Below are 26,405 nucleotides of genomic sequence, written 5' to 3' on the forward strand. Positions count from 1 at the left end.
GATATGCAACAATGGGCCAGGTTTGCAATTCTCGGGGCCATGTTTGTCACCGCATATTTGCTCATTTTGGCTTGGCAAAAAGATTATGGAAATGCTGCAACTGCACCGCAACAACAAGCGGCGGCTGTAAGTTCACATGAAATATCTGCTGATTTGCCAAATGCTAAAACTGCAACAGTGGCTTCCGATGTGCCACAAGCAAATATTGCGCAGTCACAAACCACAGATGCGACAGCACCTGTGAATCAACAGCTTATTTCAGTACAAACTGACCTTTATCATCTTTGGATTAATCCAAAAGGTGGTGATATTGTTCGTATTGAATTACTCTCTCACGACAAAAGCAAAGACAGTAATCAACCTTTTGTTATGCTTGAAAATGATGCCAAGCGTACATATGTTGCTCAGTCTGGCTTAATTGGTTTGAATGGACCAGATAGTAGTCGTGGTGGTCGTCCGTTATATGCGGTTGAAAAAACATCATATACTTTGGCTGATGCTAAGGGTGTGCAGGATCAAAAGGGACAGTCTGAAAAAGTTTTAAGCGTACCAATGGTATTTAAAACACCAGAAGGCGTTGAAATTATTAAAACTTTCACCTTTTCCCAAGGTCAATACCCGATTGTTGTAAGCCATCAAGTGATTAACCGTAGCCAACAAAACTGGCAAGGTCAGATGTTTGGACAGTTAAAGCGTGATAACTCTGAGGATCCTGGTAAGTCTTCTCAAGGTATTTTTACTCTAGGGACGTTCTTAGGGGGAGCTTGGGGTACGCCTGATTCACACTATAACAAGCTTAAGTTTGCTAATTTCTCAGAAGAAAAATTAAATGCTGATGCTAAAGGTGGGTGGGTTGCGATTGTTCAGCACTATTTTGTAAGTGCTTGGATTCCAGGAAACCTTAAACTGACTCAAGCAAATGGTCAGCCTTATGTTGCTAAGCTTGAATCACGTCAGTCTGCGGATCATATGAATATTATTGGCTTTACTTCGCCAGTAATTAATGTTCCAGCTGGCACTTCAATGGAAGTAGATGCAAAGCTTTATTCAGGTCCTAAAGTACAATCTGAATTAAAAGATTTAGCTGTCGGTCTGAACCAGACTGTGGACTATGGTTGGTTATGGCCAATTGCGAAGTTATTGTTCTTAGGTCTTCAATTCTTCCATAGCATTGTAGGCAACTGGGGATGGTCAATCATCTTACTTACCATTATGGTGAAGATGATCTTGTGGCCTTTATCTTCAAAAAGTTATCGTTCTATGGCGAAAATGCGTGTGATTGCACCAGAAATGCAACGCATGAAAGAAGAGTTCGGTGAAGACCGTATGCGCTTCTCGCAAGAAATGATGGCGCTTTATAAACGTGAACAAGTGAACCCATTGTCTGGTTGTTTGCCGTTATTGCTACAAATGCCAATTTTCCTTGCGTTGTACTGGGTACTCATGGAAAGTGTGGAATTACGTCATGCACCATGGTTAGGCTGGATTCAAGACTTATCTGCAATGGATCCTTGGTTCATCTTGCCGTTAATTATGGGTGCGACAATGTTTGCTCAGCAAATGTTGAACCCGCAACCAGCTGATCCAATGCAAGCGAAAGTATTCCGCATTATGCCGATTATGTTCACGGTATTTATGTTGTTCTTCCCTGCGGGTCTAGTGTTGTACTGGATTGTGAACAACAGTATTACTATTTTACAGCAATGGTTTATTAACAAGAGTGTTGAGAAAAGTCGTCTAAACAAGACTGAATCAGCATCTTAATCGTTGAACTTTTGCTGAATCAATCCGCTTAAGATGGTAATCTTAGGCGGATTTTTCTTTGGCTGTATTTTAGGTTTTTTAGGTGAATAATATGCAAAGTCAAACCACAATTGCTGCAATTGCAACGCCACCAGGGCGTGGTGGAGTGGGCGTGATTCGCTTATCTGGACCTAAGGCCTATGATATTGCTCAGAATCTGACACAAAAAAACTTGCCTGAAGCGCGTATGGCAGGTTTTCGTAAGTTTTATGATGCTGATGGAAGCATTATGGATGAAGGCATTGTCCTATGCTTTCCAAATCCGCATTCGTTTACTGGTGAAGATGTTGTCGAATTACAGGGGCACGGCGGTCCCATCATTCAAAATGCTCTCCTTGGCCGTTTATTTGAGCTAGGTGCAATTGCTGCGAAAGCTGGGGAATTCTCCATGCGAGCTTTTGAAAATGGCAAAATGGATTTGGTACAAGCGGAAGCTATTGCCGATTTAATTGATGCCACCTCTCAAGCTGCGGCTCGTTCGGCAGTTCGTTCTCTGCAAGGTGCATTTTCAACAAAAATTAATACAGTTTTAGAAAAACTGATTCATTTACGTTTGCACGTAGAAGCTGCGATTGATTTTCCAGAAGAAGAAATTGATTTTTTGGCTGATGGCAAAATTTTAGCTTTACTGGAAGATGTTAAACAGTCGGTGCATGCCGTTCAAACTTCTGCACGACAAGGACAATTACTCCGTGAAGGTCTACAGGTTGTTATTGCGGGTAAACCAAATGCCGGTAAATCGAGCTTGTTAAATGCGCTTGCTGGTGTAGAACGAGCGATTGTAACGGACATTGCTGGTACGACTCGTGATGTTTTGCATGAAAAAATTAGCTTAAATGGTTTACCAATTACCTTAACTGATACAGCAGGTCTTCGTGAAACTGGAGATGTGGTCGAGAAAGAAGGTATTCGCCGTGCAATCAAAGAAATTGAGCAGGCCGATTTGCTGTTATTGGTCTACGATTTAAATCAAGGTGATGACCCATTACAACTTGCTCAAGAATACTTTGCTGAACATATTGAACCGCGTCGTCTCATATTAATCGGCAATAAATGTGATTTAACTGGTCAATCTGCCGAAATAGGCGATTATCAAGGATTCCGTCATATTACAGTTTCAGCAAAACAAGAGATGGGTGTACAAGGCCTCGTAGATGCGATTACAGCGCATGCAGGCTTTCACCCTGAGGAAGATACATTTATTGCGAGAACTCGTCATTTAGACGCAATGAAGCGCACTCAGCTCTATTTGGCAGAGGCACGTGAGCAACTTGTTGTATTTAACGCTGGTGAACTCGTTGCTGAATCACTACGTCTTGCTCAAAATGCTTTAGGTGAAATTACTGGAGACTTTAGTGCCGATGATCTATTAGGCAAAATCTTCGGTTCTTTCTGCATTGGAAAATAATTTTAAATAATCTGGATGATACATATTGTTGTGTCATCCAGAACTTTCTTTTAGCCATATCTTTTTAAAACTTTTAAAAATTCTTCTAGCTCATTTTGATCGATTTCTGCACCTTTAAGCACATGATGATGTAAGTGCTGTTCCATTAATTCACTCATTAAACCGTTTATAGCACCTTTTATGGCTGCAACTTGCTGCAAAATATCGATACATGAAGATTCTGCTTGTTCTATCGCATTTTCAATGCTGTTGATTTGTCCTTTTAACCGTTTTACACGATTAAGAATTTTTTTATCCTGACCAATGTGACTCATCTGTTTTCTCTTGTAGAATTTAATATACTGGTAGGGAGTATATTGGGTTTAAATTTTATGCAGGATCATAGTGTATCACGTCATCATCAACATCAGTTTGATGAAGGAAATCCCTTAGCACAAAAACGGATTTTGATTGCAACCATTTTAACGGCGTCCATGATGGTACTGGAAGTATTTGGTGGATGGTTCTTCAATTCAATGGCACTATTGGCCGACGGTTGGCATATGAGTTCACATATGTTGGCCCTTGGTTTAGCTTACTTTGCCTATCGTGCAGCTCAATATTATTCAAAAGACCATCGTTTTAGTTTTGGGACGTGGAAGATTGAGATTTTAGCCGGCTATAGCAGCGCAATTTTGCTGATGGTTGTGGCTATTTTTATGGCTTTTCAGTCAGTTCAACGTTTATTTAACCCGGTGGAAATTTTTTATAATGAAGCTATTCCAATTGCAATTTTAGGTTTAGTTATTAACTTGATTTGTGCCTGGTTACTTCATGATGATGGTCACCATCACCATCACCATCACCATCACCATCACCATCACCATCACCATCACCATCAGCATGAGCATGAGCATGAGCATGAGCATCGGCCTCATCACCATGATTTGAACCAAAAAGCTGCATTTTTACATGTGGTTGCAGACGCTGTAACTTCTGTTTTTGCAATTGTTGCGCTTTTCGCAGGTAAATATTTTGGATGGGATTTTTTAGATGCCCTTTTAGGGATTTTAGGTGCTATTTTAGTTGCAAAGTGGTCATTTGGTTTAATGAAAGAGACAGGAAAAACTCTTCTAGATGCTGAAATGGATCATCCAGTAGTTGAAGAAATTCGGGAAGTAATAGCCGAATTTCCAAAACATGTTGAAATTACAGATATTCATGTCTGGAAAGTCGCGAAAGGTAAATTTTCTTGTATTTTAGCGCTAGAAACTGATGATATTTCTTTGAATGCAGACCAGATTCGTCATGCTTTATCGATTCATGATGAAATCGTGCATATATCGGTAGAAATTAATACTTTAAAACCTATTTATGTTCCACGTGAAACATTAGCATAACTGGGTAGAAGTTTGGTTATATCTCGGTAATCAGTTCTGTTTTCATTAACGGAACTGACTAAAATGTTCACTCTCCTGTCCTCGAGTCGGTTTTATGCTTAAAAAATTAGGAATATTGGCATTATTTAGTCTAACAACAAGTTTGAGTTTCGCTAATGTAGATACAGTTCGGGAAAATATTAAAAAACAATATCCTAATTTAAAAATTAGCAATATTCAGAAAACCGAAATGCCTGGGTTATATAGCGCCAATCTAGATCAACAAATCATTTATCTTGGTGAAGATGGTCAGCATATGCTGGTAGGCTCTATGATCCGCTTAAAGGACCAGAAGAATTTAACCAAAGACTTAGTTCTAGGACAAAACTCAATTGATTGGAAGCAATTACCTTTAAAAGATGCCATTAAAACGGTCAAAGGTAATGGTCAGCATGTTTTAGCGGTATTCTCCGATCCGAATTGCCCTTATTGTAAAAAACTTGAACCTGAACTCGATAAACTTAAAGATGTAACAATTTACACGTTTATTTACCCTTTAAAACCTCAGTCTATTGTGGTTTCTAGACAAGTTTGGTGTGCACCGAGCCAGTCATACTCTTGGAAGAAACTGATTGAACAAGGTGTAAAACCAACAGTTGCGAGCTGCGCAAACCCAATTGATCGGAACTTGGAACTTGGAAGAAAATTAGGTTTTAATGCTACTCCTACCCTAATTTTTGCAAACGGTTTTAAACTAGTAGGTGCAAGGTCTGCTGAAGAAATTCAGGAAGTTTGGAAAGAGCTAGGCCTGTAAATAAAAAAAGCACCATTAGGTGCTTTTTTTATGAATGAACTGAAGTTTAGCTTTTTCGTACAATCAAGTTGTAAATAAACAAAATGATGACTGCACCAATTACGGAAGCGATAAAGCCCGCAGCTGAATTTTCTCCGTAAAGACCAAGTAAACGACCACCATAAGTGGCTAAAAGTGAACCTGCGATACCAATTAAAGTAGTAACGATAAAACCTGCTTTATCATCACCAGGATGTAAAGCACGTGCAATTAAGCCTGCGAAGAAACCAACCACAATAGCAACAATAAGTGACCACATATTTGTTCTCCAGTTGTTTTTTTGATGAAGTTAATGATTTTGCTTCATATTCTATCGTGCGACAGAGCCAACTGTTTTGTCTGTAGCAGATTGCGACTTTTTGTGTCTTTTTTGTTCAAAGCTAAAACGTTATATAAAAAAATAGCACCTTATGGTGCCATTTTTATGAAATTTATAAACCAATCTCACCAATAAATGGCAAGTGACGATATTTCTGGTCGTAGTCTAAGCCATAGCCTACAATAAACCGATCTTCAACTTCAAAACCTAAAAACTTAACTTCGAGATCAATTTCACGGCGTGATGGTTTACTCACTAATGTGCATAATTGAATCGAATTTGGTTCGCGAGTTTGCAACATTTCCACAACTTTGCTTAAGGTGTTGCCAGAGTCAATAATATCTTCAACCACCAGCACATCTTTACCACGAATTTCACCGTCAAGATCTTTTAAGATTTTAACGTCTCGACTTGAAGTGGTACCGCCGCCGTAACTAGACACTGTCATGAAATCGAGTTCGTGCGGTTTGGTAATGGTACGGCATAAGTCTGCCATGAAAATAACAGAACCACGAAGTAGACCAATCAGAACCAATTCTTTGTCACTATTTGCATAATGAGAATTGATTTGCTCGCCGAGCTCTTTGACTTTTGCTTGAATTTCTTCGGTTGAAATCATGATGCTCATTGCAACAGTCATGGCAGATTCCTACAAGATATAAAAGAAAAAATAAAAAAGGTGTTGACCTGCAACACCTCGAAAATCTGAGTTAATGGTAAAATTTTAAAGCAAAATGACGTTTCATGCACCCTTTGATGGCTGTGAAATTTTATCATTTTGCGGATTATGTCGATCACGCTTTAACGCAATAGCACATATTCCAAATAATAACAAAAACTTAACAATGCCTTTTTTATTTGGCTGTTTCTTTTTGATAAGCACGGTTTCCATAAATATAAGTCGCCTCAATATTACGGTCATCACCTAAAGTGAATAATGCAAACAGCGAATCTTCAACAGACTTAGATTTAGACTGGCGAAGTTCCTGTAATGCTGTTGGCTTTAGGTTGAGTACCACAAAGTCTGCTTCTTTACCGACGTTGAAGTTGCCTAACTGATCCTGCAAATCGAGTGCTTTTGCTCCGCCTAGGGTTGCATGATAAAGCGCTTCATAAGCTGAAAGTTTATCACCTTGTAATTGCTGAACCTTATAAGCTTCGTTAACAGTTTGCAGTAAGCTAAACGAAGTACCTGCACCAATGTCTGTCCCCAAACCTACTTTGACTTGCTTTTCCCAAGTTTTTTTCAATGGGAATAAACCACTACCTAAGAAAAGATTTGAAGTTGGGCAAAATGCGATAGCCGATTGTGTATCATGCATACATTGCCATTCTTCATCTTCTAAGTGAACACAATGCGCAAACACAGAACGTTTACCAGTTAGGCCATAGTGTTGATAAACATCTAAATAGCCAGCTTGTTCCGGAAATAAAGATTTCACCCAAGCGATTTCATCTTTGTTTTCACTTAAATGTGTATGGACATAAACATCTGGAAATTCTTGTTTTAGCTGCCCTGCTCTTTCTAATTGCTCAGGTGTAGAAGTCGGTGCAAATCGTGGCGTAATCGCATACAGAGCACGGCCTTTACCATGCCATTTTTTAATGAGTGCTTTAGTATCGCTGTAAGCTGTTTCTGGCGTGTCACACAGCGCTTCAGGGGCATTACGGTCCATGAGTACCTTACCGGCAATTAAACGCATCTGAACGCGCTCTGCGGCTTCAAATAAGGCATCAACAGACTCGGGATGAACAGTACAGAACACCAGTGCTGTGGTTGTGCCGTGTTTTAAGAGTTCCTGAATAAAGAACTGGGCAATTTCGCTTGCATATGCTTTGTCTTGAAACTGGATTTCGGTTGGGAACGTATAGGTGTTGAGCCAGCTTAAAAGTTGTTCGCCGTAAGCTCCAACCATTTCGGTTTGCGGGAAGTGAATATGCGTATCAATAAAGCCAGGTACAATCAATTGTTCTGGATAATGTTGAACCTCAACTCCAGCAGGTAGATGCTGCTCTGCATCTTCCCATGCACCAAACCATTTGATCTTTCCATGTTCACTAATCAATACACCATCTTCCAAATAACGTACTTGATTTGGAATATCAGTTGGCTCAGAGACAGTTTGTTGAATATCTAAAAAACGACCACGCACAACGGTGGTATTTGCGATCAATGACATGGATAGCCTATATATTTTCACTTTTTTCGATTGATTGTACCCCAGTTAGCCAAGATTTAAACGGTATAACGTTTACTTAGTCCCCATTCAGCCAAAATCCGTCGATAAGTCGTTGATGAACGGTCTGCTTCAAAATGTGCTTCCATCATTAGATCGAGCGGTAGTTCTTCTGGTTTTTGTGATTCGACCATGTCTTGGTCTTCGGCAAAAATTTGCGCATTAAATGCATATACTTTTTCTAAATCACCTGTTTGGTCAAAGTTACGTGTGAGTGGAACAAATAAACGGGTCTTATTACTTGAGATAGGACAACAGACGTTCAAAATTTTTAAGACTCCACTTTCTGGGAAATTGACAGTAAGCACGGCAGAAAATGGCGGATAAACCTCAAAAGTACGCTTCCACAAAAAGCCTTCTGGTTCGAGATGTTTTAGCTCATGCGGATAATTACTGACATTGCTGATATAGACCGTTTTTAAGCCGTAGTTGGTACGTTCAGTGTGATATTTAGGGACGATGGGATTATCACGATTCGCAAAGGCGTTGTGATGCACCCATGCAAAATGAGCGACATCGATAAACCCTTCAAGCTGACGACCGCTAGAGCCACCAATATCCACAAAAGGTGGCAAAATTGCTTGATGCTCTGCATCATCCCAAGTATCTAATACAGGAATATTGGCTTGAGTAATATCACGACCATGAATACTGGTCCAAATGAGACCGTATCTTTGCACAACCGGAAATTTAGTTAGAGAAAAACGATCAGAAATTTTGGTTAGCTCAGGTTGAGCTGGTATTTGGGTACATTTCCCTTCGGTGTTGTAACGTAGACCGTGATAAGGACACACAATCTCCTCACCATCAACCCAACCTTTGGTTAAAGGCACGCCACGATGGGGACAAATATCTCGGACCAGATGAATTTCACCACTTTCTGTCTGGTAGAGTGCCATATTGACGTCTAGTAGTGTGACTCGTTGAGGCGCAGTAGAGACATCTTGAATACGCGCTACCGGATACCAATGGCTCGATAAAATTTCCCAATCTTTTGCATCAAAACTGCTGTTACATGGCATGGCAAGGGGTGTTAAAGTTGGAATCGCATTCATGGCATCACTCCTTAAAAAAATCAGGGCTCTCACGAGCCCCTAAAATCTAGGCTTTTTTCTTTTTTGGAGATGCAAAGAGCTTGCCAATATTGACTTTTAAGAAAATAAATTAGATAAAAATTTTAAAATACATGTGGTTAATTAATATTTTTTTTGAATTTTTGTTCTAATTTAGCTTTAAAAGCTAAAGTTTATTATTCGCTATGTACTTAGAATGCACTGATTGATTGCGTTGAGGGCACAATAAAAAAGCACCTAAAAAGTGCTTTTTTATATCTGTCTAGGTGTTTATTAATCGACAAAATAATGCGCTGCAAAATGGGCGTCATTACCAATAATGTCATAGCAATCTTCACGAATAGACATGCCGGCACATTGATGTCCGACCATCCATAAACCGAGTGTAGGCAGTTGTCCTGAAAATAATGGGGTATCTACCCATTTCTGTACGACATAACCATATTTGTCATAGTCATCAAAATAAAAGCTACCAGAAGCTGCACCTTGGTCATGGCCGTCTTGTAAAACCCGAATATTGGCACCTTCCCTTGCCAAAATCGGCTTTTTCACCCATTTGCCAGACAAAGCTTGTTGCGGGTCATAGGTATGGGTTTCGACCAATAATGGATGGTTTGGATAACGCTTCCAAAGCTCAACCAGAATTGCTTTATTTGAAAGTAGCATTTTCCAGCAAGGTTCAATCCATTGTGTTTGTGGGTGAATATATTGAGAAAATGCTTCTTCCCAGATCCATTCCCATGGATAGAGTTTAAATATGTTTTGAATGGGTTGGTTATGAAGGTCAACAAAATCTTGCCCATTCCAGCCTATGTTCTCCATAGAAAGCTCGGAAACTTGTAGATGAGCTTGATAAGCGGTATCCATCAAGTACTCTAAATTGCCCCAGTCTTCCCTTCCCGCTTCCTGACTGGCAGCAAAATGCACGTGGCTACCACGCGGTAAAATTGTCTTCCAGCGTTTAATCAGGTCTTCATGAATGCTATTGAACTGGTCCCGGTTTGCAATGCCCGAGACTTGTTCTATCCACAGCCACTGCGCTACAGAAGCTTCAAGTAAGCCAGTCGGTGTGTCGGCGTTATATTCCAGCATTTTGATATTTCGCCCATCGTAAGCGAAATCAAAACGGCCATACAGCATCGGAGCATTTTGTTTCCATGAGTATTCAATATGGCTTATAGCGGTTTCGGGAATTTGAAAGTAAGCAGGATAGTCACCCCGTTGAATGAGATCTCCTACTATCGATAAACACATCTGATGCAGTTCATTTGCTGCATCTTCAAGTTGTTCAATCTGCTTAAGCGTAAATTCATAAGCAACCCCTTCAGACCAGTAAATTGAGCCATCGAGAGAAGGTAAATTAAAATAATCGAAACCAATATGTTGATGCTCCACTTGCCAGTCTGGACGTGGAGTAAATATTTTTCTTTTCATATTCAGTGAATGCCTGAGGAGTTAGCCGCCGAAAGAGAAGCCGCTACGACCAAAACCACCACGAATTGGGGATGAAGAAGATGCGCTTTTCGCCGTACTTGAAATAATGGGGTGACCTACACTCAAATTGCTGTAAGGATGTAAGGTATTGCCGTGATAAGAAACTTCCCGATTGTTTCGATAATACGCGGGACCTAAATAGCGGCTACCAACATAGCTAGAACCATGTCCACTTGAGCTATTTTCTTGTTTACATGTTTCGTTATTCCAGTCGCGAGCACAGTCATATTGGTTGTTATATACATCTTGTACTAAAGGACCATCTTTATGGCTACATGCCGTGAGTAATAAAGGGACCACGACAAGATTAATTTTTTTAGAACGCATGAGACTCCACACATTTTAATAAATATGTTCGGCATGAAATACCGAATTGCTGTTATCTATTATGTTTCTGATTAGGAAAGATAAATTTTTAGTTGGCATATGATATTGATCAGCGCTTTTAAAGTACAGAGCTTCTATGTACTATTACATGGTGGATGTCTTTAGCATTTTTCAAAATATGACAAATATATATAATAATTATCAACAAGATTTTATTGATTTGGTGATGAAATCTCCTTGTTTATTAAAGATATTAGCTATCATTTCTCAATTGCATCCAAAAGTTTATTTAAGTGCTGGTGCGGTGAGAAACACTGTTTGGTCATATTTACATGGCAAAACTTATGATTTAAATACAAGTGATATGGATGTGATTTATTATAATGCTAATGAATATGATGATAGTTATCAAAAAAAGTTGCAAAGTGATTTAAAAAGCAAATTTCCAAATCAAGATTGGGATGTTGTTAATCAGGCTTTGGTACATACATGGTACCGTAAAGATAATGGTGAAAAAATTCAACCATTAACTTCGATTGAGGAAGCATTATCATTATGGTCAGAAACAGCAACAGCTATAGCAATACGTTTCGACACATTCGGTAATTTAGAAATAATTGCACCTTTTGGCTTATCAGATTTATTTGAATTGAATTTACGTTGGAATTCAGCTCTAGTTAGTTATCAGACTTTCAAAAATCGTGTAGAAAGCAAAAATTGGTTACAACAATGGCCAAAATTAAAAATAGTCAATTCCTAATTTAAAAAGGGCTTTCTATGAAAGCCCTTTAATATTATGTAAGTAAAGATTCTATGAGATGTGTCGCTTATTGTGTCGTAAAGAGAGGTAAGCAGTGATTGCTAATACTATGACAATAAAGCTTAACGAGATCCAGATTGGCATATGGAATACATCAAGCAACAACATTTTTGCACCAATGAACAATAAGATAATGCCTAAGCCATACGGTAAATAATGCAGTTTAGAAGCAGCGCCAGCAAGTAAGAAGAACATTGCGCGTAAACCTAAAATTGCCATTAAGTTTGCCGTTAAAACAATAAATGGATCACTCGTTACCGCGAAAATAGCAGGAATAGAGTCTACCGCGAAAATTACGTCTGAAGCTTCAACTAAAATTAAAACTAGAAATAACGGCGTTGCCCACAATAAACCATTTTGACGTACAAAGAATTTGTCACCTTCAAGCTGCGGCGTAATACGCATGTGCTTACGTAGCCACTTTAAAACTTTGATATCTTCGATATTGGTTTCTTCTTCTTGGCCTTTTAAGAACTTGAAGCCTGTATATACCAAGAACGCACCGAAAATATAAAGCACCCAAGAGAACTCTTGAACGAACCATGCACCAATGAAAATAAAGAGAGTACGCAGTACGATTGCGCCTAATACGCCGTAGAGCAAAATTTTACGTTGTAGTGCCGCTGGAATAGCAAATGCCGCAAAAATCATTAACCAGACGAAAACGTTGTCAATCGCGAGGGACTTTTCAAGTAAGTAACCTGCAAAGTATTCCATGGTTTTTTGGTTTGCTAAGATCACCCCAACCGTTTGTTGAAGATAAAGCCATAAACCGCCACCAAATAAGACCGCGACGCTTACCCACGCCACACTCCAGTAGGCAGCTTGCTTAATTGAGACATCCTGGCCCTGCTTTTGTTTAAAGCCCAAGAAATCAATTAGGAGCATGACAATGACTATGCCAAAGAATGCTACGTACAGCCATAAATTGCCGATTGTTTCCATAAATCCTCCCTACATCCGGCAATTGGGCATAAAAAAACCTCGACCAGTTGCCAGATGAATTAAACATCTGTATCAACATGATCAAGGTCTTGCCTACATCATGAATTTCACGATGCTCAGATACCGACTTTTTAATAAAAGTGTATTGACGATATCTGACACATAACATTGCTGTTATGTTTGGAGGAGGCTACTCCCCTTGTCAAACTAAATTCTGTATTGGATAAAACCTATCCAATTTCACATAGAATGGCAGATTTTTTTGTATTACGCAACTGAACTTAATGTCGTAGCGTGAATACCAAAAGTTCTATGGATTATTTAATCAAACCACGATCTAAAAGTGGTTTACATATAATCTGGTAAAGGTGAATAAAGAATGCGGTCAAACTTGTACCGTAAGCATTCCAAAAGTAATAACCTGCTGTATTGACCAATAGCGCGACAATAAAAGCACCCAACATATCTAAAGGGAAATGCACACCTAAATAAATACGTGACCACGCCACCACAAATGACAAAAATAAAAGAATCATTCCAATTATTTTGCGCTGAGCAAACAAATAAGATAGCGAGATGGTGCTAAAAATTAGCATATGATTACTTGGAAAAGACGCTGTTGGTGCATGTTCAATAAACGTGGTGCCCACACCCATCACAAACGGTCTTGGATGGTGATAAAACAGAGAAATAATATAACCCACCAAAAGTGATATGCAGGTTAAAAAGACAGATTTAATGACCCTATTTTTTAAATCTTGATCGCCATAAAACCATAAAAATGTAAGTATGAATAAAAGAATATACAGGAGATCATTAGCAAAAAAGATAGCAAGACGAATGATAAATTGACTCGCATCCTGAGCACCATTGATGACATGGAATAAGCTAAGGTTGAGTGGTTCTAAAGACATTCATATTCCAAACGAGAACAATAAAACGTGGGCTATGATAAAGAATTAAGCCTATTGTCTTGATAAAGAATTGTCACAAAAATGAAATATAGTTTATTGATGAGTAAAGATTAATCATCAGACCTGAATAATTTTTAATGCGTGATCTGGACGTTAATATTAAAGTGTTAACGTGTTGGCACTTTATTCGAGAACGTTAATTTTATGACTACTCAAGAAAAACAGAAAAAATTAAGTTTGAGGCCTTTATCTCCAAGAGATCCAAAACAGCCGCATAGAGCAGCGACTCCCTTTAATTATTGTTCGATTTAATTTTTGTGGTTGCGATTGCCACAGCGGGTCAGCAGTTACATCATGCGATTATTGAAAATCATCTATGGCATGCTCTGCCAAGCTACCTGATGGTATTTTTTGCGCTGTGGTGGGCATGGATGAATTTTTCATGGTTCGCTTCAGCTTACGATAATGATGATGCATTGTATCGGTGCCTTACTTTTGTACAGATTGTAGGTTCATTGGTGATGGCCGCAGGTATACCTGATGTGTTTCGTAGTCAGGACTTTGACATCATTATTGTGGGCTATGTGATTATGCGCTTGGCTTTAGTCACCCAGTGGCTCCGAGCAGCAAAACATGATCCTGAACGGCGAGTTACGGCTTACCGCTATGCGATAGGTATAGTCTTAGTACAAATTGGCTGGCTTGTAGCTAACTTTGCTCATGTCCTTTCTATACCTCTATTTTTATGTCTAGTTGTGTTCGAGTTATTTGTTCCCATCTATGCAGAAAAACATTCGCCTACGCCGTGGCATCCTCATCATATTGTAGAGCGCTATGCTCTCCTCACTATTATTGTTTTGGGCGAATCAATCGTAGGTAGTTTTAATGCCATACGTGATGCGCTTGCGGCTCAATCTATCAATATTCCAGCCGTTTTCTTAATGATTGGTGGATTGATGCTCATGTTCGCAATGTGGTGGGCTTACTTTGATCGTAGTGAACAGCATCATCATTTTAAAGGTGTACGCCCATTTGTATGGGGTTATGGCCATTATTTTGTTTTTGTAAGTATTGCTGCGGTGGGTGCTGCGCTTGCCGCCGCCGTGGATGTCACGACCCATCATGCACATATCTCTGATTTATATATGGGTGTGATTGTTGCTGTGAGTGTGGTGCTTTATACCACCTGTATCTGGATGTTATACGAGTTTGAGTGTTTAGCTGGAATTTCTAAATGGTTTTATCCTATTACCGCGCTTATTATTTTATGTATTCCATTCATTTGTAATAACGTGGGATATAGCGTGTTTGCAATGGGTATCGTCTATACCTTACGTTTATTCATCTCGAATAAATTTATAGAAGATATAGAGCCAAAGCAGGTTTAAAAACCATTAAACTAAAAAAACGGGTTTCAATTTGAAACCCGTTTTTTATTGAATCATCTAGAGCGAAAGTTAAGCAGCTTTTGCTTTTAATGCGCTTATAAGTTTTTGATGTAACCCACCAAAGCCGCCATTAGACATAATCACCACAGCATCGCCCTCACCTGCTTCATTGACAATACGGTCAATAATTTCATCAAGTGAACGGCTGACTTGAGCACGGTTTGAAGCAGCTTCAATTACAGGTTGTAAATCCCAGTCTAAACCTTCTGGCTGGTACCAGATAACGTCATCTGCTAAGCGTGCTGAATGTGCCAAGCCATCTTTATGGCTACCCATGCGCATGGTATTTGAACGCGGTTCAATAATGGCCCATAAACGACGTTCGCCTAAACGTTTACGTGCGCCATCCAAAGTCGTGTCAATTGCTGTTGGATGGTGAGCGAAGTCATCATAAACCTCAATACCATTCACTGTACCGAGTAACTCCATACGGCGTTTTACACCGCCAAAGTTAGATAAAGCGTCACAAGCCTTTTCAAGCGAAACACCCACATGTTGAGCGGCTGCAATGGTTGCCAAAGCATTTGCTACGCTGTGTTGCCCTGTCATGTTCCATTTCACTTCACCAACAACATGACCATTTTCGAGGACTTTAAAATGGCTGCCATCAATTGAAATTAATTCGGCAGATAAAGCAGCTTTTTCATTTGCTTCTAAACTTGTACGAATCACTGGTGTCCAGCAGCCCATTTCAAGTACTTCATCAATATGAGTTTCGGTAATTGGAGCAATAATACGGCCTTCACTTGGAATAGTACGAACCAGATGATGGAACTGTTTTTGAATTGCTGCTAGGTCATCAAAAATATCGGCATGGTCAAATTCAAGGTTATTTAAAATCGCCGTTTTTGGGTGATAATGAACAAACTTAGAACGTTTATCGAAGAAAGCTGAGTCATATTCGTCGGCTTCAACGCAGAAGTATTTGCCACCGCCTAAACGAGCACTTTCACTAAAACCAAGTGGCACACCACCAATTAAAAAGCCTGGGTTTAAACCAGCCTGATCAAGTACCCAAGCCAACATGGTTGTTGTGGTTGTTTTTCCATGAGTACCCGCCACCCCAAGGACATGTTTGCCTTGTAAAACGTGGTCAGCAAGGAACTGTGGACCAGAAATATATGGCAGGCCTTCATTGAGCATGTATTCGACGGCATCAATACCACGTTTCATAGCGTTGCCGACAATGACCAAATCTGGATGAGGCTGTAAATGACTACGGTCATAGCCTTGCATGAGTTCAATACCTGCATTTTCTAACTGGGTAGACATTGGCGGGGAAACATTTGAATCGGAACCTGTTACCTTATGTCCTAAATCACGAGCTAAAAGTGCTAAAGAGCCCATAAAAGTGCCACAAATACCCAAGATATGCAGATGCATTGCTCGCCTTCTCCACTGCTTTTGTACACAGTATTAATGTGAATTACTGTGTTTTCATTATTGATAAATTTGCCAGCAACGATAGCAAGGCTCAACTGGAAAAGATAGTCAAAATTCGTTGTTGTTCTATGTGTTTGAGGCACTCATAAAAGTACAGCTTTATTTTTTAGATTTAAGCTGAATTATAGTTTTATCTTTTATAATGTTTTTGATCCATATTAATACTTAAATCATCGTGACGATGAAGGATGTGCCTTTGAGCCCAACGGTTTTAGCTTTTGTGCTATTAATTATTTCGAACTGTTTTATGACACTTGCATGGTATGGGCATCTTAAGTTTTTGCACCATGCTCCATTCTGGCAAGCGATTTTATTCGGTTGGATTATTGCCCTACTGGAATATAGTTTTATGATTCCAGCAACTCGAATCTTGAGTGATCAAAACTGGACTTTGGGTGAAATGAAAATTACCCAAGAAGTGGTTACCCTCATTGTATTTGTACCATTTATGGTGTTGCTGTTTAAGCAGCCGTTTAAATTAGACTATGTTTGGGCCATGTTATGCTTGTTTGGTTGTGTCTATTTTGTATTTAGAAGCCAGTAAAATTATTTGAAATTGGGTTTTCAGACAGATCGTTGTTAAATCCATCGGATTCACGCTTTTTCCTCATAAACTTGGGCTTTGGGGTGAGTGAAAAAACAGCTATAATATTGGCCTCATCTTTTTCTCTCATGCTTGGCTTGGTACAAGTCGAGTTTTTACCATTTTTACGCTTTGGAAATGCCAATGAACGCGGTCGCAACAGATACCCAACCTTTAGTCGGAATTATCATGGGTTCCCAGTCCGATTGGGCAACGCTTGAACATACTGCCAATATGCTTAAACAGCTTGGTGTCCCATTTGAAGCGGAAGTGGTATCTGCTCACCGTACGCCAGACCGTTTATTTGAATACGCAGAAACTGCGCGTGATCGCGGTATTCAAGTGATTATTGCAGGCGCTGGTGGCGCTGCGCATTTACCGGGTATGTGTGCGGCAAAAACTGACTTACCTGTGTTGGGTGTACCAGTTAAATCATCAATTTTAAATGGTGTAGATTCATTACTTTCAATCGTACAAATGCCAGCAGGTATTGCAGTCGGTACTTTGGCAATTGGCCCAGCTGGTGCGACTAATGCTGCGATTATGGCTGCTCAAATCTTAGGTTTAACTCGTCCTGAAATTGCAAAAAATGTTGCAGATTTCCGTGCTGCGCAAACTGATAAAGTTGCAAGCAACAATATTCCGGGACAGGTTTAAGAGGCTGAAATGGATAAAACTATCGGTATTTTTGGTGGTGGGCAATTGGGCCGTATGATGGCGCAAGCAGCTTTACCATTAAATATTCAATGTACTTTTTTTGAAGCAAATACAGATTGTCCAGCAGGTGTTTTAGGCCAAGTTTTTTCTAGCCAAGATGAACAAGGTTTAAAGCAGTTTATTGAAAGTGCTGATGTTTTCAGTCTTGAGTTTGAAAATACGCCGGTTGCGGACGTAGATGTTTTAACACAAACCAAAACATTGCACCCTCCCCGTATTGCTTTAGCAACTGCACAAAATCGTTTGTCAGAAAAAGCATTATTTGATGAACTTGCGATTCCTGTTGCGCCGTATCGTGCTGTAGACAGCCTAGAAAGCTTAAAAAAAGCTGTTGCTGAGCTTGGTTTACCAATTGTGCTCAAGACAGCAACTGGTGGATATGACGGCAAAGGTCAGTTTGTACTTCGTTCAGAAGACCAAATTGATACAGCTTGGGCAGAGCTTGGTCCTGCAAAAAGCTTAGTTGCTGAAAGCTTTGTGAAGTTTTCTCGCGAAGTTTCGATTATTGCAGTACGTGGTCAAAATGGTGAAGTGAAGACTTGGCCATTAGCTGAAAACCACCATCACAACGGTATTTTGTCGCACTCAATCGTGCCTGCACCGAACAGTGAAGCTCTACAACCAGTTGCTCAAGACTACATTACGCGTTTGTTGAATCATCTCAACTACGTTGGCGTGTTAACTCTCGAGCTATTTGTGACAGAACAAGGCCTATGTGCAAATGAGATGGCACCACGTGTGCATAACTCAGGTCACTGGTCAATTGAAGGCGCTGTATGTTCGCAGTTTGAAAACCATGTTCGAGCTGTTGCAGGGTTACCATTAGGTTCAACAGACGTTGTTCGACCAACGGTCATGATCAATATTATTGGTCAGCATCCTAAAACTGAAGATGTTTTAGCACTAAATGGCGCTCATCTGCACCTTTATAACAAATCAGAACGTGCTGGCCGTAAGTTAGGCCACATTACGTTAATGCCTGTGGATAGTAATGAATTGACGAATTTATGCCGTCAATTAGCGAAAATTTTGCCAGAACCACTCGCATTAACAGCTGATATGACCATTTAATTCAGTTAAAATTTGCAAAAAAGCGATCTTCGGATCGCTTTTTTTGTCTTTTAAATTTAAAAAATATTAAAAACCTGTTATTTGCTCACTGTGGATAACTTTTGTTGAGCTTTTAAATTTAAATGAAGGTCCTGATTTTGAATTTAAAATAAGTTATCCCCAATACCTAAAGTTTGAATTTAAATCGGGTCTCTAGCTTATGTGCGTTTTGAATTTAAAAAGATGCATGTTATCTGAGTGGTATTTTGAATTCAAAACTATATCTAACTTTTAAATTTAAAACATGTATCCATGAGTGGTGAGGGGCTTGTAGCGTATAAAGATGATGAAAGATACAGAGAATATAGGGATTTCGGCAGTTTTAGTGTGTGGTTTTATAAGTTATCCACAGTTGGTTTATGGTTTGAATATTTAAATTTAAACTGATGTTTTGAATTTAAAGTATGGACGCGATTTTTGAATTTAAAAATAATTAATCTGATGTTGGAAGTTTTAAATTTAAAACTGGATGCAAAATTTGAATTTAAAACTCCGGAAATGAATTTAAAGAAGGAATTATGAATTCAAATTTACGATTTCTCTCTGAAAATTTTGAGTCCATAATGGTATGGTAAAGACAAATTTAAATTTAAAAATTGAACTAGGATAATATGCGACGTTTTTCTTGTATTGTTGGGTCTATATTTTTGACAATGACTCAGGCTCAAGCAGAGCTGATAATTAATGGTTCTACTTCTACAATATCTAGTAATGCAACAGTTCCTGTAACGAATAGCAATACTTACACGCCTAATAATAATTTTCAGAGTTGTTTGGCAAATTTACGTTCGCAAGCGATTGCTGCGGGTGTTTCGGGTAGCACGTATGACCGTTATACACAAAATTTAACGCCGGACTACTCAGTAATTGATAAGTTAAATTATCAGCCAGAGTTTTCGACACCAATTTGGGACTATTTATCTGGTCTTGTAGATGAAGAACGTGTTGAGCTTGGGAAACAAAAATTAGCGCAATATCGTGATGTTTTAAATCGTGCCTCTCAAGTTTATGGCGTACCGCCTGAAACAATTGTGGCAGTGTGGGGCGTTGAAAGTAATTTTGGCGATATTTCTGGAAAATATCCTTTATTGCAGGCACTTGGAACATTAAGTTGTGAAGGGCGCCGGCAAAGTTATTTCCGGACAGAATTTTTTGCCACTATGCGTATTTTGCAACGCGGTGATTTAACCGAAGATCAACTTAAAGGTTCATGGGCTGGCGCTTTTGGACATACACAGTTTATGCCATCAACTTATGAACGCTTAGCTGTTGATTTTGATGGTGATGGTCGTCGTGATTTAGTATCTAGCACAGCAGATGCATTGGCATCTACGGCTAATTTCTTGAATAAAGCTGGATGGCAAACTGGTATGCCTTGGGGCTTTGAAGTCAAAATTCCATCAGGTATGTCAATTGATGGAGAAGGGCGTCGCTCTAAAAAGCCATTGAGTAGCTGGAGTTCACGTGGGGTAACCCGAATTGATGGTACACCATTAATTCAAGGTGCATTATCTGGTAGCACACCAGCTGGGTTAATGGCGCCTGCAGGAGCAAGTGGTCCAATCTTTTTAGTATTTAAAAATTTTGATGCTATTTATAGCTATAACGCAGCAGAAAGTTATGGACTTGCAATTGCACATTTATCTGATCGTTTAAAAGGTGGGAAACCATTCGTTGCTTCTTGGCCAACAGATGACCCTGGTACTTCTCGCGCAGAGCGTCGTGAGATTCAGCAATTTTTGATTAATCGTGGTTATGATATTGGTGCTGTTGATGGACTGATTGGAGATAAAACCCGTGTTGCTATACGTCAGGAGCAAACCCGTTTAGGTTTAAATCCAACAGGACGGGCAGGGCAACAAATTTTACGTGCATTCCGTCAGGAACAAGCACGAAAAATGATGCAATAAGGCATTAAATAAAAAGGTCTGCATATGCAGACCTTTTTTATTGAATAACTAAATTATGGATTGATCTAGCTTTACTGCTTCTAAAATATCAAAAATAACTGAAGTGACATCTTGGCTTAGGTCGCGATCATTAAAGATTTCATAAGCAGTAATAGTGACATCAGTGTCACTTGGTAATTGCTTCTGTTCTTCTTCAATTAAATGTTCGATAGGCAGTAAAGTCTGTTTAACTTCAAGATGTAAAATATCTTTATATTCAATATTTTCATCTTCAAGCTCAATTTCTTGCTCGTTAAAGTAAGGCAACAAAATAGAATGAAGGTACGGTTTAAGTTCAATAATATCAAATAGTTCGATATCTCGAGTTTGTTCAATCGTACTAATGTGGTCATTTACTTCAATCAGGATATGATAATAACTCATCTTGATCTCCATTCTATTTTAGACGGCTCTTACAACCACAATAACATGACTTTGACATGAATTTCGATGTATCTATTTATAAAATAGATACATCGTTATGTCTCATAACTAATTATTGAGGTAAAGCGTTTAATAGATCACGATCAGCATCAGTTAAAACATTACTTTTTTTATCGCTGTCTTTGCGAACTGAGTACATTAGGGCACCCGGTTGATCGCTATGTTTTAAGCCTAGTGCATGGCCTAATTCATGAGCAATCGTTAAACGTAAATCATCAATTGAGCTATACTCATAAATTGTGATTTGTTTACCGTTATAAATCCCTTTCTTAAATACATCAGCTTGGGCATTTTGCTTAAACTGATTTAAAGATTGATTGAACTGATCGTTAATCTGATTAAAGTGATTAACCTTTTTGTTTAAATCTGCAGCTTGCTGATTATAAGCGGCAATATCTTTCTTCAAAGAAACAGTTTGCTTCTGTAAATCTTTCTGAGTCTTCGCAAGAGATTTTGCTGTGTATTCAGGTGCTAATTTACCTTCGTTAAACTGCATCATTTGTTGATCAAAATTTTTCAACTTCTCATTTAAGATCTGTTTTTTGTTTTCAAGATCAGATTGAGTTTGACTAAAATTTTGCTTCAACTGCTTAATTTGCTGCTGTTCATCAATTACACGTTGTTGATCTTGCTTAAACTGAGCAGAAATTTTTTGACGCTCTGCTGAACGATTTTGGCTATCATCGTATACAAGACGAATTTCTAACTTTGCATTTGGGTCATAAGTAAAGTAATTTTTACCTGTACCTTCTTTCCAGATATCAGCAGCTTGCTGAGTAATCTGAATCAATTGATCTTGACTTAAACCAAAACGAGGATCAACTTCAGCAATTCTATATGTTAAATGTTGAGCATTTTTTTGCTGAACTTGAGTGTTTACAGGAGTTGCAAGATGAGCATTGGCCTGAAAATTAGAAAAAGCAAAAGCCAAGCCTAATAACAAAGATGTTAAGCGCAGAGTCGTCAGGGGGGAGATTTTAAAAAAAACGTATTATAAGAAGATAAAATGAAAAATCAATCAAAAAATATACAATTTCGATAAATAAATGAGACTTTGGTCTCATTATTTTTTACCATTTGCCAAATTATTTGTTAGTAAAATTTGAACAGTTTTTATTTTATTTAGTTTATTTAATCAGTTAGTTTTAATGATTTTTGTCATTTGAACTATAAGTTGAACTCAGTAAATCTAAATCTGAATGTGTTAATTTGAAGTTATGAATATCTTGTTCCTTTAAACGAGGGTACATCAAAGATTTAGGGTCAGTAGTGTGTTTTAGTCCCAATGCATGTCCAAATTCATGGGCAAGTGTTAAACGCAAATCATCAAATGAATTAAAGCCATAAATCTGAATTTGATTTTGACTAAATAAGCCTTTATGAAAAGTCTCAGGACGATCAGTTGTGCTTAAATTAAATTCCTTGATAGCTTGATTAAGCATGTTTTGTTGTTGATTTATTTGCTTAATTTGCGCATTAAGAGTTTCTATTTTATTACTATGATGAGAAAATTTTGTTTTTAAATCTAATGATAATCTGGTTAGCTCAGCTTGACGTTTAATTAAATCAGCTTGATTAAATTTCCCAACATTTCCTTGGTTAAAGATAGTTACATCCTTTTGATATTGTTCAAATCTATTATTAAGCTGGACTTTGGCTTCATTCAAAAGAGTAGTTTCCTCCTCTATTTGTTGTTTAGATAAAAGAACAGCTTTATTTTTCTCCCGCCATTCTTCCTGCTGCTGTAATAACTTATTTATATTAATTTTTCTTTCATTTTGAGCAGTTTGATAATCATCAAATACTAAATTAATTGTAAGCTCTGCTTGTGAGTCATAAATAAAATAAGTTTTTCCAGTTTCTTTCTGCCAAATTTCAGCAGCTTCTTTGCCAATTTGAACAAATTGTTCCTTGGTAATATGAAAGCGTGGATCTATATAATCAATCTTGTATTTTAGAGGTTGATTAAAAGAAATAGTTGATAAATGGCTTTGAGCTAAAGCAACTGTGTGTAAGCTCATACTTAAGTAAAAGCTCATTCCCCACCATAGAAATTTTTTCATGGCAAAAATAAAAATACAAATAAATTCTTATTGTTAGTAAGTAATTCGGATCCGTCAAAGTGATAAAGGAGACCAAAGGAGGCGATCATTTTGTGATCTTGCTAAAGAAAGGGAAGGGATAAATCTATTTATTTGGCACTAATGGAAAATTTAATGGATTTAATAACAGTGATTTTAATTTTTTAAAATAATTATAAATAATAAAAAGTTAATTTTAATAATTGACTATTTTGACTGCAAAATAACCAAATTGATATAAAAACAATAATTGTTTCTTTTTGTAACTCATAAAAAACCGCGCTTTCGCGCGGTCTTTTTAAAGAGACAAATTATTTTTTGTCATCTTTTACTTCTGTAAATTCAGCATCTACAACGCCATCATCAGCTTTTTGTTGACCAGCATCACCGCCTTGGAATGCATTAGGATCAAAACCTTCAGCACCACCAGCTTGTTGTGCTTGTTCATAAGCACGTTGAGTGATCGGCATCAAAATGTTTTGTAAAGCTTCAGTTTTCGCTTTAATTGCGTCAACGTCATTTTCTTTAGTTGCTGCTTCAAGTTCAGAAACTGCTGTGCTTACCGCTGTTTTTTCATCTTCAGTCACTTTGTCACCAAGATCTTTAACAGCTTTGTTCGAGCTTGAAATTAATGCATCAGCTTCGTTACGAGCTTTTGCAAGTTCTTCAAACTTACGGTCTTCTTCAGCATTCGCTTCAGCATCTTTAATCATTGCTTCGATTTCAGCATCAGACAAACCTGAGTTTGCTTTAATCTGAATCGATTGCTCTTTACCAGTGCTCTTATCTTTCGCAGATACTTTCAAGATACCGTCAGCGTTGATGTCAAACGATACTTCAATTTGCGGCACACCACGTGGAGCAGGTGGGATATCGCCTAATTGGAAGTTACCCAACAATTTGTTTTGTTGAGCCATCTTACGTTCACCTTGGTAAACTGAAATATCTACAGCTGGTTGGTTATCAGCAGCAGTAGAGAACACTTGTGATTTCTTCGCAGGAATCGTAGTGTTTTTCTCAATGATTGGTGTTAATACACCGCCCATTGTTTCAATACCTAAAGTTAATGGTGTTACGTCAAGAAGTAATACGTCATTCTTGTCACCAGATAATACAGCACCTTGAATTGCAGCACCGATAGCAACTGCTTCGTCAGGGTTCACGTCTTTACGTGGCTCTTTACCGAAGAATTCTTGTACTTTTTGTTGTACAAGCGGCATACGAGACTGACCACCAACCAAGATTACGTCAGAGATGTCAGAAGTCGAAAGACCAGCATCTTTAAGTGCAATCTTACAAGGTTCAATCGTACGAGCAACTAAATCAGCAACTAAACCTTCAAGTTTTGCACGTGTTACGTTGATCACTAAGTGTTTAGGACCAGAAGCATCAGCAGTGATGTATGGAAGGTTGATTTCAGTTGCATTTGATGAAGAAAGCTCGATTTTTGCTTTTTCAGCAGCTTCTTTCAAACGTTGTAACGCAAGTGGATCATTTTTCAAGTTCACACTTTGTTCTTTCTTGAATTCTTCAACCAAGTATTCAATTAATGCGTTATCAAAGTCTTCACCACCAAGGAAAGTATCACCATTAGTTGATAACACTTCAATTTGTTGGTCGCCATCAAGATCCGCGATTTCAATGATAGATACGTCGAATGTACCACCACCTAAGTCGTAAACTGCAACTTTACGGTCGCCTTCTTTTTTATCCATACCGAACGCAAGTGCAGCAGCAGTTGGTTCGTTAATGATACGTTTAACATCTAAACCAGCGATTTTACCCGCATCTTTAGTTGCTTGACGTTGAGCATCGTTAAAGTAAGCAGGAACGGTAATTACCGCTTCAGTTACTGTTTCACCTAAGTAATCTTCTGCTGTTTTCTTCATCTTTTTCAAGATTTCTGCAGAGATTTGTTGAGGTGCTAATTTTTTATCGTTTACTTCAACCCAAGCATCACCATTATCTGCTTTAATGATTTTATATGGTACAAGACCGATGTCTTTTTGTACTGCTTGATCTTCATAACGACGACCAATTAAACGCTTGATCGCGAATAATGTATTTTTAGGGTTTGTTACTGCCTGACGCTTAGCACTTTGGCCAACTAAGATCTCGCCATCTTTATAAGCAATGATCGATGGAGTTGTACGTGCGCCTTCAGCGTTTTCGATTACTTTTACTTTATCGCCTTCAAGTACAGCAACACATGAGTTGGTAGTACCTAAGTCAATACCAATAATTTTCGCCATTTGGTGTGTTCCTCTAAAATTCTGTTGCAATGTTTTTGCTTGTTATTCGATATGAGAGTCAATCGGTTTTTTTCAAGCATTTTTATGAAAAAAAATCAAAAAACTCTCAAATTTTGTGCTTTTAGCGAAGCGATGCTTCGCTTTTGCTCATTTTATTGACCAACCATAACCATAGCAGGGCGCAACAAGCGACCATTTAAGGTATAGCCTTTTTGTAAAACGGTGCCGATTTCATTGGCTTTGGCATTTGGGTCAATGCCAACAGCTTGGTGTAAATCTGCATTGAAACCATTTTGAGTATCAGCTTCTACAACACCAAATTTCTCAAGAGTCGTTAACAGTGACTTTAAGGTTAACTTAACACCTTCAAGTACAGGTGTTTCTTCACCACCAGCTGCCTGAATTGCACGTTCTAAATTGTCGACAGAGTCCAACAATTCTTTGGCAAATTTTTCAAGTACAGTCTCTTTATGTTTCTCAGACTCACGTTGAATACGCTCTACGCTTTTTTGTGCTTCGTAAACTGCATTAGCAGTACGAGCTTTTTCAAGCTTAAGATTTTCTTCTAGTTTGGTGATTTGCGCTTGTAAAGATTCAACGGTAACGTCGTTTGCTTGCTCTACACTTTCAGCCTGAGTTTGCTCGTTAGATTGCTCAGCTTGCTCATTTTGAATGTCTTGAGCTTGCTCATTTTGCTCATTAGCCATTGATGATCTCCGTTTAAATGGGTTTTTAAACATGTACAGTCCTTTTTGGCATCAGTATTTACTGCGTAAAACCTGAACTGCCATGCATATGCTGTAATTCATTAATAGGGATGAAGTATG

23 protein-coding genes and 2 pseudogenes are annotated in these 26,405 nt (G+C 38.4%); 10 read left to right on the plus strand and 15 right to left on the minus strand.

What is annotated here, in order from left to right; genetic code table 11:
• The first annotated feature begins 3 nt into the window (after positions 1-3).
• A complete protein-coding gene (gene yidC / locus J671_RS17675) occupies positions 4-1,764 on the plus strand; it encodes a membrane protein insertase YidC (RefSeq protein WP_031982981.1) in 1,761 nt (586 codons plus the stop codon).
• Positions 1,765-1,855: 91 nt separating this feature from the next.
• Complete coding sequence (gene mnmE, locus J671_RS17680; RefSeq protein ID WP_004884265.1) at positions 1,856-3,211, plus strand: tRNA uridine-5-carboxymethylaminomethyl(34) synthesis GTPase MnmE; 1,356 nt, start codon at positions 1,856-1,858, stop codon at positions 3,209-3,211.
• A gap of 50 nt (positions 3,212-3,261) precedes the next feature.
• On the opposite strand, the gene J671_RS17685 is transcribed toward mnmE, so the two are convergent.
• Positions 3,262-3,525 (minus strand): metal/formaldehyde-sensitive transcriptional repressor, encoded by a 264-nt coding sequence (locus tag J671_RS17685; protein ID WP_002051959.1) that lies wholly within the window; start codon positions 3,523-3,525, stop codon positions 3,262-3,264.
• Positions 3,526-3,567: 42 nt separating this feature from the next.
• Here J671_RS17685 and dmeF point away from each other — a divergent pair, with 42 nt between their 5' ends.
• Both dmeF and J671_RS17695 read left to right on the plus strand, forming a co-directional pair.
• On the plus strand, positions 3,568-4,590 hold the full coding sequence (gene dmeF / locus J671_RS17690; protein ID WP_081404926.1) for a CDF family Co(II)/Ni(II) efflux transporter DmeF: 1,023 nt from the start codon (positions 3,568-3,570) through the stop codon (positions 4,588-4,590).
• Positions 4,591-4,684: 94 nt separating this feature from the next.
• A complete protein-coding gene (locus J671_RS17695) occupies positions 4,685-5,383 on the plus strand; it encodes a DsbC family protein (protein ID WP_004884261.1) in 699 nt (232 codons plus the stop codon).
• Positions 5,384-5,429: 46 nt separating this feature from the next.
• On the opposite strand, the gene J671_RS17700 is transcribed toward J671_RS17695, so the two are convergent.
• From J671_RS17700 to J671_RS17730, 6 genes are all read right to left on the minus strand, one after another.
• A complete protein-coding gene (locus J671_RS17700; protein ID WP_004884259.1) occupies positions 5,430-5,681 on the minus strand; it encodes a GlsB/YeaQ/YmgE family stress response membrane protein in 252 nt (83 codons plus the stop codon).
• Positions 5,682-5,853: 172 nt separating this feature from the next.
• Positions 5,854-6,381, minus strand: coding sequence for a hypoxanthine phosphoribosyltransferase (gene hpt / locus J671_RS17705; RefSeq protein ID WP_002051884.1), 528 nt, complete (start codon positions 6,379-6,381; stop codon positions 5,854-5,856).
• 214 nt (positions 6,382-6,595) lie between these two features.
• Positions 6,596-7,921 carry a guanine deaminase gene (guaD, locus tag J671_RS17715; protein WP_004884255.1) on the minus strand — a complete coding sequence of 442 codons (1,326 nt, stop codon included), beginning with the start codon at positions 7,919-7,921 and terminating at the stop codon, positions 6,596-6,598.
• Between the two features lie 56 nt (positions 7,922-7,977).
• Positions 7,978-9,033, minus strand: a complete 1,056-nt coding sequence (locus tag J671_RS17720; RefSeq protein ID WP_004884253.1) for an aromatic ring-hydroxylating oxygenase subunit alpha — start codon at positions 9,031-9,033, stop codon at positions 7,978-7,980.
• Between the two features lie 291 nt (positions 9,034-9,324).
• Positions 9,325-10,485: a glutathionylspermidine synthase family protein gene (locus J671_RS17725; protein WP_004884251.1), complete on the minus strand. Its 1,161-nt coding sequence runs from the start codon at positions 10,483-10,485 to the stop codon at positions 9,325-9,327.
• Between the two features lie 21 nt (positions 10,486-10,506).
• Positions 10,507-10,872, minus strand: a complete 366-nt coding sequence (locus tag J671_RS17730; RefSeq protein ID WP_004711255.1) for a hypothetical protein — start codon at positions 10,870-10,872, stop codon at positions 10,507-10,509.
• Positions 10,873-11,008: 136 nt separating this feature from the next.
• Here J671_RS17730 and J671_RS17735 point away from each other — a divergent pair, with 136 nt between their 5' ends.
• Positions 11,009-11,632: a nucleotidyltransferase family protein gene (locus J671_RS17735; protein ID WP_004884249.1), complete on the plus strand. Its 624-nt coding sequence runs from the start codon at positions 11,009-11,011 to the stop codon at positions 11,630-11,632.
• A gap of 51 nt (positions 11,633-11,683) precedes the next feature.
• On the opposite strand, the gene J671_RS17740 is transcribed toward J671_RS17735, so the two are convergent.
• Both J671_RS17740 and J671_RS17745 read right to left on the minus strand, forming a co-directional pair.
• The gene (locus J671_RS17740; RefSeq protein ID WP_004884247.1) at positions 11,684-12,637 is read right to left on the minus strand and encodes a TerC family protein; all 954 of its coding nucleotides are present in this window, start codon (positions 12,635-12,637) and stop codon (positions 11,684-11,686) included.
• Between the two features lie 317 nt (positions 12,638-12,954).
• Positions 12,955-13,551, minus strand: coding sequence for an undecaprenyl-diphosphatase (locus J671_RS17745; protein ID WP_004884245.1), 597 nt, complete (start codon positions 13,549-13,551; stop codon positions 12,955-12,957).
• 137 nt (positions 13,552-13,688) lie between these two features.
• Between J671_RS17745 and J671_RS17750 the strand changes: the two are divergent.
• Positions 13,689-14,939 (plus strand): annotated as a pseudogene (locus J671_RS17750) (low temperature requirement protein A).
• 69 nt (positions 14,940-15,008) lie between these two features.
• On the opposite strand, the gene mpl reads toward J671_RS17750, so the two are convergent.
• Positions 15,009-16,382 (minus strand): UDP-N-acetylmuramate:L-alanyl-gamma-D-glutamyl-meso-diaminopimelate ligase, encoded by a 1,374-nt coding sequence (mpl, locus tag J671_RS17755; protein WP_031982986.1) that lies wholly within the window; start codon positions 16,380-16,382, stop codon positions 15,009-15,011.
• A 241-nt stretch (positions 16,383-16,623) separates the two neighbouring features.
• On the opposite strand from mpl, the gene J671_RS17760 reads away from it, so the two are divergent.
• From J671_RS17760 to J671_RS17775, 4 genes are all read left to right on the plus strand, one after another.
• The gene (locus J671_RS17760; protein ID WP_004711246.1) at positions 16,624-16,986 is read left to right on the plus strand and encodes a DMT family protein; all 363 of its coding nucleotides are present in this window, start codon (positions 16,624-16,626) and stop codon (positions 16,984-16,986) included.
• 183 nt (positions 16,987-17,169) lie between these two features.
• The gene (gene purE / locus J671_RS17765) at positions 17,170-17,682 is read left to right on the plus strand and encodes a 5-(carboxyamino)imidazole ribonucleotide mutase (RefSeq protein ID WP_000994663.1); all 513 of its coding nucleotides are present in this window, start codon (positions 17,170-17,172) and stop codon (positions 17,680-17,682) included.
• 9 nt (positions 17,683-17,691) lie between these two features.
• Positions 17,692-18,813, plus strand: a complete 1,122-nt coding sequence (locus J671_RS17770) for a 5-(carboxyamino)imidazole ribonucleotide synthase (protein ID WP_004884239.1) — start codon at positions 17,692-17,694, stop codon at positions 18,811-18,813.
• A 650-nt stretch (positions 18,814-19,463) separates the two neighbouring features.
• Positions 19,464-20,762 carry a lytic murein transglycosylase gene (locus J671_RS17775; protein WP_004711242.1) on the plus strand — a complete coding sequence of 433 codons (1,299 nt, stop codon included), beginning with the start codon at positions 19,464-19,466 and terminating at the stop codon, positions 20,760-20,762.
• 48 nt (positions 20,763-20,810) lie between these two features.
• Here J671_RS17775 and J671_RS17780 read toward each other — a convergent pair whose 3' ends face one another.
• From J671_RS17780 to grpE, 5 genes and pseudogenes are all read right to left on the minus strand, one after another.
• On the minus strand, positions 20,811-21,197 hold the full coding sequence (locus J671_RS17780; RefSeq protein WP_006581484.1) for a hypothetical protein: 387 nt from the start codon (positions 21,195-21,197) through the stop codon (positions 20,811-20,813).
• 100 nt (positions 21,198-21,297) lie between these two features.
• Positions 21,298-22,309, minus strand: a pseudogene (locus tag J671_RS17785) (M57 family metalloprotease).
• Positions 22,310-22,390: 81 nt separating this feature from the next.
• Positions 22,391-23,308, minus strand: coding sequence for a matrixin family metalloprotease (locus J671_RS17790; RefSeq protein ID WP_004884233.1), 918 nt, complete (start codon positions 23,306-23,308; stop codon positions 22,391-22,393).
• 329 nt (positions 23,309-23,637) lie between these two features.
• On the minus strand, positions 23,638-25,578 hold the full coding sequence (gene dnaK / locus J671_RS17795) for a molecular chaperone DnaK (RefSeq protein ID WP_004884231.1): 1,941 nt from the start codon (positions 25,576-25,578) through the stop codon (positions 23,638-23,640).
• A gap of 152 nt (positions 25,579-25,730) precedes the next feature.
• Entirely contained in the window at positions 25,731-26,285 is a 555-nt protein-coding gene (grpE, locus tag J671_RS17800; protein WP_002051954.1) for a nucleotide exchange factor GrpE, read from the minus strand.
• Between the last annotated feature and the right edge of the window lie 120 nt (positions 26,286-26,405).

It is taken from the genome of Acinetobacter sp. 1130196, assembly GCF_000588095.1.
Lineage (GTDB): Bacteria > Pseudomonadota > Gammaproteobacteria > Pseudomonadales > Moraxellaceae > Acinetobacter > Acinetobacter nosocomialis.

Bases quoted from the DNA above. Each gene is read 5' to 3' on its own strand.
- grpE (WP_002051954.1), bottom strand. From the start codon at position 26,285: ATGGCTAATGAGCAAAATGAGCAAGCTCAAGACATTCAAAATGAGCAA.
- J671_RS17730 (WP_004711255.1), bottom strand. From the start codon at position 10,872: ATGCGTTCTAAAAAAATTAATCTTGTCGTGGTCCCTTTATTACTCACG.
- yidC (WP_031982981.1), top strand. From the start codon at position 4: ATGCAACAATGGGCCAGGTTTGCAATTCTCGGGGCCATGTTTGTCACC.
- J671_RS17775 (WP_004711242.1), top strand. From the start codon at position 19,464: ATGCGACGTTTTTCTTGTATTGTTGGGTCTATATTTTTGACAATGACT.
- J671_RS17735 (WP_004884249.1), top strand. From the start codon at position 11,009: ATGTACTATTACATGGTGGATGTCTTTAGCATTTTTCAAAATATGACA.
- J671_RS17695 (WP_004884261.1), top strand. From the start codon at position 4,685: ATGCTTAAAAAATTAGGAATATTGGCATTATTTAGTCTAACAACAAGT.
- J671_RS17770 (WP_004884239.1), top strand. From the start codon at position 17,692: ATGGATAAAACTATCGGTATTTTTGGTGGTGGGCAATTGGGCCGTATG.
- J671_RS17790 (WP_004884233.1), bottom strand. From the start codon at position 23,308: ATGAAAAAATTTCTATGGTGGGGAATGAGCTTTTACTTAAGTATGAGC.
- J671_RS17700 (WP_004884259.1), bottom strand. From the start codon at position 5,681: ATGTGGTCACTTATTGTTGCTATTGTGGTTGGTTTCTTCGCAGGCTTA.
- purE (WP_000994663.1), top strand. From the start codon at position 17,170: ATGAACGCGGTCGCAACAGATACCCAACCTTTAGTCGGAATTATCATG.
- J671_RS17725 (WP_004884251.1), bottom strand. From the start codon at position 10,485: ATGAAAAGAAAAATATTTACTCCACGTCCAGACTGGCAAGTGGAGCAT.
- J671_RS17720 (WP_004884253.1), bottom strand. From the start codon at position 9,033: ATGAATGCGATTCCAACTTTAACACCCCTTGCCATGCCATGTAACAGC.
- mnmE (WP_004884265.1), top strand. From the start codon at position 1,856: ATGCAAAGTCAAACCACAATTGCTGCAATTGCAACGCCACCAGGGCGT.
- mpl (WP_031982986.1), bottom strand. From the start codon at position 16,382: ATGCATCTGCATATCTTGGGTATTTGTGGCACTTTTATGGGCTCTTTA.
- J671_RS17685 (WP_002051959.1), bottom strand. From the start codon at position 3,525: ATGAGTCACATTGGTCAGGATAAAAAAATTCTTAATCGTGTAAAACGG.
- guaD (WP_004884255.1), bottom strand. From the start codon at position 7,921: ATGTCATTGATCGCAAATACCACCGTTGTGCGTGGTCGTTTTTTAGAT.
- J671_RS17740 (WP_004884247.1), bottom strand. From the start codon at position 12,637: ATGGAAACAATCGGCAATTTATGGCTGTACGTAGCATTCTTTGGCATA.
- J671_RS17745 (WP_004884245.1), bottom strand. From the start codon at position 13,551: ATGTCTTTAGAACCACTCAACCTTAGCTTATTCCATGTCATCAATGGT.
- J671_RS17780 (WP_006581484.1), bottom strand. From the start codon at position 21,197: ATGGAGATCAAGATGAGTTATTATCATATCCTGATTGAAGTAAATGAC.
- hpt (WP_002051884.1), bottom strand. From the start codon at position 6,381: ATGACTGTTGCAATGAGCATCATGATTTCAACCGAAGAAATTCAAGCA.
- dnaK (WP_004884231.1), bottom strand. From the start codon at position 25,578: ATGGCGAAAATTATTGGTATTGACTTAGGTACTACCAACTCATGTGTT.
- J671_RS17760 (WP_004711246.1), top strand. From the start codon at position 16,624: ATGAAGGATGTGCCTTTGAGCCCAACGGTTTTAGCTTTTGTGCTATTA.